This is a genomic window from Pseudonocardia sp. KRD291 (genome assembly GCF_019263595.1).
Lineage (GTDB): Bacteria > Actinomycetota > Actinomycetes > Mycobacteriales > Pseudonocardiaceae > Pseudonocardia.
Genome location: NZ_JADQDD010000376.1, coordinates 1 through 5,270 on the forward strand (window position 1 = coordinate 1; position 5,270 = coordinate 5,270).

5 protein-coding genes are annotated in these 5,270 nt (G+C 74.7%); all 5 read left to right on the forward strand.

Going from position 1 to position 5,270, the window contains the following annotated elements:
* The coding region (locus I4I78_RS30030; protein WP_226380699.1) for an RsmB/NOP family class I SAM-dependent RNA methyltransferase at positions 1–1,372 on the forward strand (1,372 nt) is incomplete at its 5' end.
* A 187-nt stretch (positions 1,373–1,559) separates the two neighbouring features.
* Positions 1,560–2,243: a ribulose-phosphate 3-epimerase gene (gene rpe, locus I4I78_RS30035; protein WP_218614888.1), complete on the forward strand. Its 684-nt coding sequence runs from the start codon at positions 1,560–1,562 to the stop codon at positions 2,241–2,243.
* 82 nt (positions 2,244–2,325) lie between these two features.
* Positions 2,326–3,345: a bifunctional diaminohydroxyphosphoribosylaminopyrimidine deaminase/5-amino-6-(5-phosphoribosylamino)uracil reductase RibD gene (ribD, locus tag I4I78_RS30040; RefSeq protein WP_218614889.1), complete on the forward strand. Its 1,020-nt coding sequence runs from the start codon at positions 2,326–2,328 to the stop codon at positions 3,343–3,345.
* Positions 3,346–3,358: 13 nt separating this feature from the next.
* A complete protein-coding gene (locus tag I4I78_RS30045; RefSeq protein WP_218614886.1) occupies positions 3,359–4,030 on the forward strand; it encodes a riboflavin synthase in 672 nt (223 codons plus the stop codon).
* A 62-nt stretch (positions 4,031–4,092) separates the two neighbouring features.
* The coding region (locus I4I78_RS30050; protein ID WP_218614890.1) for a bifunctional 3,4-dihydroxy-2-butanone-4-phosphate synthase/GTP cyclohydrolase II at positions 4,093–5,270 on the forward strand (1,178 nt) is incomplete at its 3' end.

Consider the following 5,270-nt stretch of genomic DNA (forward strand, 5'->3'; position numbering starts at 1 on the left):
ACCGGCCGTCGACCCTGCACGTCAGGCCGCCTACGAGCTACTGACCGCGGTCCGTGAGCGCGACGCCTACGCCAACCTCGCCCTGCCCGGGATCCTGCGTCGGCACCGGCTGCGCGACCGCGACGCCGCGCTGGCCACCGAGCTGGGCTACGGCACCCTGCGCGCCCAGGGCCTGCTCGACGCCGTGATCGACGCCTGCACCGACCGTGCGCTGAGCAAGATCGAGCATCCGTTGCTGGACGCGCTGCGCCTGGGCGCCTATCAGCTGCTGCGCACCCGGGTGCCCCCGCACGCCGCCGTCGACACCTGCGTCGAGCTCGTCCGCGGTGACGCCGGTTCCCGCTCGGCGGGCTTCGTCAACGCCGTGCTGCGCCGGATCGGGGAGAAGGACGAGGCCGCCTGGCTCGAGCAGCTGGCCCCGGACCCGGCCCAGGACCCGGTCGGGTCCGCCGCGTTGCGGCACGCGCACCCCCGCTGGATCGCCCAGGCCTTCGCGGACGCCCTCGGCACCACCGGCGACGAGCTCGTCGACGCCCTCGCGGCGGACGACACCCGTCCGGTGGTGCACCTGCTGGCCCGCCCCGGGGAGATCTCGGCCGAGGAGCTGGCGCTGGCCACCGGAGGCGAGCCCGCGCCGTACTCGCCCTACGGCGTGCACCTCGAGGCCGGCACCGGCGACGTCGGCGAGCTCGAGCCCGTCTCCGAGGGCATGGCGATCGTCCAGGACGAGGGCAGCCAGCTGGCTGCGCTCGCACTGGCCCGCGCGGAGCTCCTCGGCCCGGACGGCGGTCGCTGGCTCGACCTCTGCGCCGGGCCCGGCGGCAAGTCGGCCCTGCTGGGCGGGCTGGTCGCCGTGAACGGCGGGACGCTGGACGCGGTCGAGCACTCCGAGCACCGCTCCGAGCTGGTCCGCAAGGCCGTGGTCGACCTGCCGGTGACCGTGCACACCGCGGACGGCCGGGAGGCGCCGCTGCCCGACGGGCAGTTCGACCGGGTTCTGGTGGACGCGCCGTGCACCGGGCTCGGGGCGCTGCGCCGACGTCCGGAGGCGCGCTGGCGACGCAGCCCGGACGACGTGTCCGCCCTGACCAAGCTGCAGCGTGAGCTGCTGCTGGCCGCGCTGCGCCACGTCCGCCCCGGCGGAGTCGTCGCCTACGTGACCTGCTCGCCGCACCTGTCGGAGACGATCGGTGTGCTGGCCAAGGCCCTGCGCCGCGGCACCGAGCTGGCCGAGGTCGAGCGGCTCGACGTTCGGCAGTACCTGCCGGAGCAGACCCCGGCCCTCGGCGAGGGCCCCACCGTGCAGCTGTGGCCGCACCGGCACGGCACCGACGCGATGTTCGTCTCGCTGCTGCGCCGCCCCGACAGGTAGCGGCCCGACAGGTAGCGGTCCCGAGAGGCGGCCGGCCCGGGAAACGGCGGGTCCGGAGCGTGCCGGGACCCCGGGCCGGAGGATGTGCGGCCGGCGGCCGGAGCAGTGGCCCGCGGTGTGACGACGACCTCCGGCGGGGGTGGGGAGACCTATGCGTTGCGGGCAGTAACCTGCGGTCGTGCACCCTCTGATCGCTCCGAGCATCCTCTCGGCGGACTTCGCCCGGCTGGGCGAGGAGGCCGCCGCGGTGGCCCCGTCCGGCGGGGACGGCGCGGACTGGCTGCACGTCGACGTGATGGACGCGCACTTCGTGCCGAACCTGACCCTCGGGCTGCCGGTGGTGCAGAGCCTGCGCCGGGCCACCGACATCCCGCTGGACTGTCACCTGATGATCGAGGACCCGGACCGGTGGGCGATCGGTTACGCCGAGGCCGGTGCGCACAACGTCACCGTGCACGTCGAGGCGGCACACGACCCGGTCGCGCTGGCGAAGAACCTGCGTGCCGCCGGGTCCCTCGCCGGGCTGTCGATCAAGCCGGGCACCCCGCTGGAGCCCCACCTCGAGGTGCTCAAGCACTACGACACGCTGCTGGTGATGAGCGTCGAGCCCGGATTCGGCGGGCAGAGCTTCATCTCCGAGGTCCTGGAGAAGGTCCGCACCGCGCGACGACTGGTGGACACCGGGCACCTGCGCCTGCTCGTCGAGATCGACGGCGGGATCAACGCCGACACGATCGCCGAGGCGGCCGAGGCCGGGGTGGACTGCTTCGTGGCGGGGTCGGCCGTCTACGGAGCGGAGGACCCCGGGAGGGCGGTCGCGGCCCTGCGCGACAGCGTCCGCCGCAGCAACCCGCACCGGTGGGCGACGTGACCGGACCCCTGCGGTGACCGTGCCGGACGGCCCGGGCGCCGTGCCGGGCGGGCCGTCGGCGCACCCCGGGATCGACGCGGCCATGCGGCGTGCCCTGCACGCCTCGGTGGGCAGCCACGGCCGGACCAGCCCGAACCCGTCGGTCGGCTGCGTCGTGCTCGACGCCGCGGGCGAGGTCGTCGGCGTCGGTGCGACCGCCCCGCCCGGTGGCCCGCACGCCGAGGTCGCGGCCCTGCGCCAGGCCGGGGACCGCGCCGCGGGCGGTACCGCGGTCGTCACGCTGGAGCCCTGCGCGCACCACGGCCGCACTCCGCCCTGCACCGACGCGCTGCTCGCGGCCGGGGTCTCGGCCGTGCACGTCGCGCTGCGGGATCCGAACGCGGTGGCTGCGGGCGGCGTCGAACGGCTGCGCGCGGCCGGGGTCGAGGTGACCCTCGGCTCGCTGGCCGACGACGTCGCCGCCGGGCCCCTGCGCGGGTGGCTGCACCGGCAGCGCACCGGGCGCCCGCACGTCACCTGGAAGCTCGCCGCCACCCTCGACGGCCGGGTCGCGGCCGCGGACGGCACCAGCCGGTGGATCACCGGGGAGACCGCGCGCGAGGGCGTGCACGCACTGCGCGCGCGGATGGACGCGATCGTCGCCGGCACCGGCACCGTGCTGGCCGACGACCCGGCGCTCACCGCGCGCCACCCGAACGGGACGCTCGCCGAGCACCAGCCGCTGCGGGTGGTGGTCGGGCACCGGGACGTGCCCGCCGGCGCCGCGCTGGCCGCCGACGACGTGCTGCACCTGCGCACCCACGACCCGGACGCGGTGCTCGACGCCCTGGACACCCGCGACGTCGTCGACGTGCTGCTCGAGGGCGGGCCCACGCTGGCCGGGGCGTTCGTGGCGGCCGGGCGGGTGGACCGGGTGCTGGCCTACCTCGCGCCCGCGCTGCTCGGGTCGGGGAACACCGCCCTGGGTGACGCCGGTGTGGGAACGATCGCGGACATCGTGCGGTTGCACGTGGATGAGGTGCACCGGGTCGGCGTCGACGTTCTCGTCGACGCCCGTCCGGCGCGGACCGGGACGCCCGCGACGTCGCGGGCGACCGGGTAGGGCAGGAGGAGACATGTTCACCGGGATCGTGGAGGAGGTCGGCGAGGTCGCCGACGTCCGGCAGTCCGACGACGTCGTGGTGTTGACCGTGCGCGGGCACCGCGTCGCCGACGTCGCGCACGGCGACTCGATCGCGGTGAACGGCTGTTGCCTGACCGTCGTCGACCCGGACCGGGCCGGCGCCGCGGACGGCCTGATCCGGCTGGAGCTGGTCCCGGAGACGCTCAAGCGGACCTCGCTCGGCGCCGTCGGGGCCGGGTCGACCGTCAATCTGGAACGGGCCGTACCGGCCGGGGGACGCCTGGACGGGCACATCGTGCAGGGGCACGTGGACGGCATCGCGACCCTGCTCGGCCGCGAGCCGGGCGAGCGCAGCGACGAGCTCCGGTTCAGCCTCCCGGCCGAGCTCTCCCGGTACGTCGTGGAGAAGGGCTCGATCGCGGTGGACGGGGTCTCTCTCACCGTGGCCGCGGTGTACCCGGACGGGTTCGGGGTCGCGCTGATCCCGACCACGTTGTCCGACACCACCCTCGGGGTGCGCCGGCCGGGAGACACGGTCAACCTGGAGGTCGATGTGATAGCGAAGTACGTGGAACGGATGACCGCGGGATACCTGCACGACCGTGCGCAGCACGCCACGGACGGGCCGGACACCGGGTCGGGACAGGAAGGGGCCGGCCGGTGACGGACTCGCTGCAGGCACACGGACAGGACGCGGACAAGCTCCAGCGCTCCTCGCACATGACGATGAGCCCGACCGAGCGCGCCGAACGGTTCGCGTTGATCGAGAAGGCGATCGCGGACCTGGCCGAGGGCAAGGCCGTCGTCGTGATGGACGACGAGGACCGCGAGAACGAGGGCGACCTGATCTTCGCCGCGGCCCGCGCCACACCCGAGCTGGTGTCGTTCACCGTGCGCTACACCTCGGGGTACATCTGCGTCGCGCTGACCGAGGCCGACTGCGGGCGTCTCGACCTGCCGCCGATGCACCACACCAACGCCGACTCGTTCCGCACCGCGTTCACCGTCACCGTGGACGCCAGCAACGGCATCACCACCGGCATCTCGGCCACCGACCGGGCGCACACGATCCGGCTGCTGTCCGACCCGGGCACCGTGCCGAACGACCTCGTCCGGCCCGGTCACGTGCTGCCGTTGCAGGCCCGCGAGGGTGGCGTGCTGCGCAGGCCCGGGCACACCGAGGCCGCGGTCGACCTGGCCCGGATGGCCGGGCTGCCGGCGGCCGGGGCGCTCTGCGAGATCGTCTCGGAGAAGAACGCGGGCGAGATGGCCCGCGGTGACGAGCTGGGCGTGTTCGCCGCCGACCACGACCTGACGCTGATCACGATCGCCGACCTGATCGCCTACCGGCGCCGGTACGAGAAGCACATCGAGCGCGTCGCCCAGGCCCGGATCCCCACCGACCACGGCGACTTCCGCGCCTACGGCTACGACTCGCTGCTCGACGGGATCGAGCACATCGCCATGGTCGTCGGCGACGTCGGCACCCCCGAGGGCAACGGCGAGGACGTGCTGGTCCGGGTGCACTCCGAGTGCCTCACCGGTGACGTGCTGGGCTCGCTGCGCTGCGACTGCGGACCGCAGCTCGACGCCGCGCTCGAGGCCGTCGCCGAGGAGGGCCGCGGCGTGGTCCTCTACATGCGCGGGCACGAGGGCCGCGGGATCGGCCTGCTGCACAAGCTGCAGGCCTACCAGCTGCAGGAGGCCGGGGCCGACACCGTCGACGCGAACCTGGCGATGGGGCTGCCCGCCGACGCCCGCGACTACGGCATCGGCGCGCAGATCCTGTCCGACCTGGGTGTGCGCTCGATGCGGCTGCTGACCAACAACCCGGAGAAGCGCGCCGGGCTGGAGGGCTACGGGCTCACCGTGACCGGCCGGGTCGCGATGCCGGTCCGGGCGAC

Bases quoted from the DNA above. Each gene is read 5' to 3' on its own strand.
- ribD (WP_218614889.1), top strand. From the start codon at position 2,326: ATGCGGCGTGCCCTGCACGCCTCGGTGGGCAGCCACGGCCGGACCAGC.
- I4I78_RS30045 (WP_218614886.1), top strand. From the start codon at position 3,359: ATGTTCACCGGGATCGTGGAGGAGGTCGGCGAGGTCGCCGACGTCCGG.